This is a genomic window from Pseudoalteromonas sp. S16_S37 (genome assembly GCF_014694405.1).
Lineage (GTDB): Bacteria > Pseudomonadota > Gammaproteobacteria > Enterobacterales > Alteromonadaceae > Pseudoalteromonas.
This window is the reverse complement of sequence record NZ_JAAUWV010000286.1, coordinates 1-233: the sequence shown is the minus strand read 5'-3', so window position 1 is coordinate 233 and position 233 is coordinate 1. Positions and strand designations below refer to the sequence as shown.

General features: G+C 41.2%; 1 pseudogene. It reads right to left on the bottom strand.

Annotated features, from left to right (window positions below):
• Window positions 1-115 precede the first annotated feature (115 nt).
• Window positions 116-233: pseudogene (locus HC733_RS23750) on the bottom strand (transposase); the annotation flags it as partial.

Here is a 233-nt window from a genome sequence, read left to right as displayed (position 1 = left end):
AAGACTATATGGCGGGGCTCCGGCATTTTAAGAAAACCATCACTGACTTGAATTGGCAAAATTTGGATGTTAGTGATGTGTTTGAATTTAAATGATTATTTATGGGGATCCCTCAGGTTTCGCTCTCTTTAAACAGCGGGTTGCGTTTTCTAAATTGGTTATCGGCTATGTAGCTATCAAAACCACTTTGCGCCATGAACTCTAGGTTCGCTTCGCTATTAAAGCCGCTGTCT